The sequence below is a fragment of the Pseudomonas sp. FW507-12TSA genome, assembly GCF_058781435.1.
The window spans coordinates 1-2,466 of sequence record NZ_JBYSWT010000065.1 but is presented as its reverse complement, the minus strand read 5'-3'; the positions used below and the strand labels follow the sequence as shown (position 1 = coordinate 2,466).

General features: G+C 52.6%; 4 protein-coding genes and 3 tRNA genes. All 7 read left to right on the top strand.

The genetic code is table 11. From position 1 onward, the window contains the following. Nucleotides 1-200, top strand: a 200-nt coding sequence (locus tag AC3WK8_RS31930) for a hypothetical protein (protein ID WP_492574099.1), incomplete at its 5' end; no start/stop codon positions are given. Nucleotides 201-211: 11 nt separating this feature from the next. Then, nucleotides 212-1,171, top strand: coding sequence for a bifunctional biotin--[acetyl-CoA-carboxylase] ligase/biotin operon repressor BirA (gene birA, locus AC3WK8_RS31925; RefSeq protein ID WP_103325230.1), 960 nt, complete (start codon nt 212-214; stop codon nt 1,169-1,171). Between the two features lie 209 nt (nt 1,172-1,380). After that, a complete protein-coding gene (locus tag AC3WK8_RS31920; RefSeq protein WP_085596891.1) occupies nt 1,381-1,827 on the top strand; it encodes a hypothetical protein in 447 nt (148 codons plus the stop codon). A gap of 142 nt (nt 1,828-1,969) precedes the next feature. Next, nucleotides 1,970-2,054 (top strand) — tRNA-Tyr (locus AC3WK8_RS31915). 24 nt (nt 2,055-2,078) lie between these two features. After that, nucleotides 2,079-2,152, top strand: a tRNA-Gly gene (locus AC3WK8_RS31910). A gap of 26 nt (nt 2,153-2,178) precedes the next feature. Next, nucleotides 2,179-2,254 (top strand) — tRNA-Thr (locus tag AC3WK8_RS31905). Nucleotides 2,255-2,338: 84 nt separating this feature from the next. After that, nucleotides 2,339-2,466 (top strand): GTP-binding protein (locus AC3WK8_RS31900; RefSeq protein ID WP_234461683.1); only part of this gene is annotated, 128 nt, incomplete at its 3' end.

Genomic DNA, 2,466 nt, shown 5'->3' with positions numbered 1-2,466 from the left:
CAGTTGGGGTTTTGTCTTTGCGCGGACGAAAAACCATAGCGGCCCGGCATTTGCCGGGCCTGACCTGGTTCAGGCAAGTATCTATCCTTCTTCTGGCGGGCATTTTGTTCCGAAATCCCATGGTCGTACTCAGCAGGATCCACCGCGGTGATTTCTATGCAATGAACTTTGGCATGGCTATGATGCTTGCCTCACTGTGAGGCGGAACCTGATGTCAACGTTGTTAGAGCTTCTTAAGGATGGGCGCTTTCACTCGGGGCAAGCCCTTGGGGAAGCATTGGGTGTTAGTCGTAGCGCTATCTGGAAACAGTTGCTGCTCCTTGAGGCCGAGTTGGGCCTTGTCGTACATAAGGTGCGAGGCCGGGGATATCAATTGGCCTCTCCAATTGCCTTGCTTAGTTCTTCAGATATTACCCAGCACTCTTCAAACGAGGCCTGGTGTATTCAGATCCACGACTCAATCGACTCTACGAATGCCGAGGCCTTGCGCTCTATCGAGCGCGGAACTCCAGCACCGCTCCTTGTATTGGCAGAGCGCCAGACTGCAGGGCGTGGTCGACGAGGTCGTAAGTGGGTGAGTCCCTTTGCTGAGAACATCTATTACAGCCTTGTGCTGCGTATTGAGCGTGGGATGCGTCAGCTTGAAGGGCTTAGCCTGGTTGTCGGGCTGGCTGTTATGCATACCCTCAAAGAATGTGGAGTGCCAGGGGCTGGATTGAAGTGGCCAAATGACGTCCTGGTTGGTCAAAAGAAAATTGCCGGAGTTCTTTTGGAGCTGGTTGGAGACCCAGCAGATGTGTGCCACGTGGTCCTGGGGATCGGGATTAATGTGAATATGAAGTTGACCGAGGAGGTTGATCAAGAATGGACCTCGGTCAGACTTCAGTCTGGCAAGTTGATCGATCGCAATTATCTGATTGCCCGTTTGAATGAGGTTTTAGCGGGTTACCTGGAGCGTCACCGCTCTGAAGGTTTCGCCGCTATCCAGGAAGAGTGGGAAAGGCACCATCTTTGGCAGGGGCGCTCAGTGAGTCTCATTGCGGGGGCGCACAGTGTTATCGGTACTGTATTGGGCATCGATAGACAGGGTGCCTTGCGCTTGAGTGTTGCTGGTCAGGAGAAGGTATTCAGTGGCGGTGAACTCAGCTTGAGGCTGCACGGCGAGTCCTGATCGCCAGGCTAGAAGCCGAGCCGCTCTGTACGGTTGGGGGCTAGCCCGCGCGCTCCTCCAGTTAAGATTGGATGCATTTGGCCTGAGGTATGTTCAATTATTAGCTGGGCCGTGTCTCCATAATAGTGAAGCGCTGCTCCCGCGGGCGCCTCCAGATATTTTGTCTGATCTATGTTAGGAGCAGCCTTGCTCCTTCTCCTGAGGTTTTTATGCGCTGGCTGTTTCTTTTGTTGTTGGTTCTCAATGGTTTTTATTACATCTGGCATCAGCAGGAAGCGCCGCTTCGTGCAAAAGAAGTCATGCCTCTGTCGTTGTATCGGGGTGACCAGCAGGATATCCGTTTGCTGAGCGAGTCTGCAGAATCGGTGGAGAGGCGGGATAGAGGAAAAGGAGCGCAGGTTGATGCGGGGTGCCTCTATCTTGGTGGCTTTGTTCGTCGAGAGCCTGCTTTATCTCTTGAACAGCGCTTGGCAGGTTTTGGGGTGGAGGCTCGCCTGCAGTCTTTGAGTATTGCTACAGCGCCGGGCTTCTGGTTGCGCATTGCCCCTGAGAGCAAGCATTTACTGGATGATTCCCAGCTCCAGAACCTTGCTAAGGAATTCAATGAGTTAAAACATAAAATAATGCCCTGCGAGGGGGTTGCAACTGTCGAATAGGTTGCATAGAATGGCGCCCGCTCCGCAGTGAAGACCTCTAGAGGTTAAAGCAGCAGGGCAGCGTCAATGCAGCTAACCTCAAGATTTAATTGAGAAAATGCTTGACAGAAGGGTGGCATGATGTAGAATGTCGCCTCGCTTAGGAGGGGTTCCCGAGCGGCCAAAGGGATCAGACTGTAAATCTGACGTCTACGACTTCGAAGGTTCGAATCCTTCCCCCTCCACCAGATTTAGCGAGAGCTGCAGGCTCCGCGGGTATAGTTTAGTGGTAGAACCTCAGCCTTCCAAGCTGATGATGCGGGTTCGATTCCCGCTACCCGCTCCAGGTTTGCAGGTTTTGCAAGGTGTTACGCTCTTGTAGCTCAGTTGGTAGAGCACACCCTTGGTAAGGGTGAGGTCAGCGGTTCAAATCCGCTCAAGAGCTCCATATGACAAGGCAGATATGAAAATATCTGCCTTTGTTTTAATGGCTTGGGTGACTTGCTTAATTCTTCTCCTAGGGGTGACTTCGATGGCTAAGGAAAAGTTCGAACGTAATAAGCCGCACGTTAACGTGGGTACTATCGGTCACGTTGACCACGGTAAAACCACTCTGACCGCTGCTCTGACTCGCGTTTGCTCCGAAGTTTTCGGTTCGGC

Excerpts from the sequence above, each read along its gene's own strand:
- birA (WP_103325230.1), top strand. The coding sequence starts at position 212 with ATGTCAACGTTGTTAGAGCTTCTTAAGGATGGGCGCTTTCACTCGGGG.
- AC3WK8_RS31920 (WP_085596891.1), top strand. The coding sequence starts at position 1,381 with ATGCGCTGGCTGTTTCTTTTGTTGTTGGTTCTCAATGGTTTTTATTAC.